Here is a 1,049-nt window from a genome sequence, read left to right on the forward strand (position 1 = left end):
TCAATCACATCGTAAAACGCTTTGGTTTGTGAGTGCCCAGCCATAGCGACAAAGATATTGTTGATGGCTTTACGGTAGTAATAGCTGTCGCTTTTATCCGCTGAAAAGCTATCAAGAATAGCGAAAACATCGGGTGCGGCGATGGCGAGTTGTCGAATACTATCAACAACAATCAACATGGATGCGAGCGCTTCTTGCTGTTCGCGACCGTCAGTTAGAGCGTATGGCGAGCGCAAAAATTGTTGAATGGTATTGGCAATATCTGCGCTTAATTCGGATGAGAAAGGTTGCAACTTTTTAGCAAAGGTATCGTGTCGGTTTTTGTAAGCCGCTTTAATGAACTCACCTAAATAGTATATTTGCTGAGCTTGCTCTTTTGTTCCTTTATAAGCATCAATTGCCTTTTTTAATCCGCCAGTAATTCGACTCACGCTCATGGTACTGAAGACGACGTCTGCTTGCTCTAATGATGGAGAAAACCACGTTCTCATGCACTCGTAGTCACTGTTTGCGACTCTTGATTCGATATTGACTCGGTCAACCGTGAAATCTTCAACAGTACATTTTCCTTTGTGTGGGAAAAGCTCGGTATCGTCATCTACCACGGTGTCATCGTCAGTCGTATCGTCGTCTTTCGTGGAATCATCATCGACGGTACTGTCATCATCTGTATCTGTATCGTCATCCACAGTTGAATCTACGTCAGCGTTGTCATCGTTTTTGTCGCCAGAATCTACGCCAGCGACGGGAACAGTCTTGACTCCACCGGAAGAATCATCACCACCACATCCAGTTAAAACACCAAGCATGGATAATAGAAGACATGCAGTTTTAATATTTTTCATAGAATTAGTATTGTATTTGAAATGGGCGTCAAATATATATTTTTACTGATGCATAGTTAAATAATAGAATTTAATGGCTAGATAAAAATGTATTATGCTCAACACGCCTATTTTTATGTGATATTGAACAAATAACTATTATTTATAAATTCAGTAGAAATGTTAATTGGGAAGGAAAAATTGATTTTGATATACATAACGCTT

General features: G+C 39.8%; 1 protein-coding gene. It reads right to left on the reverse strand.

What is annotated here, in order from left to right:
- Window positions 1-809: M9 family metallopeptidase N-terminal domain-containing protein (locus tag R7P67_RS26425; protein ID WP_318086529.1), on the reverse strand; the 809-nt coding region annotated here is incomplete at its 3' end.
- Between the last annotated feature and the right edge of the window lie 240 nt (window positions 810-1,049).

The organism is Vibrio sp. Vb0937 (assembly GCF_033338855.1).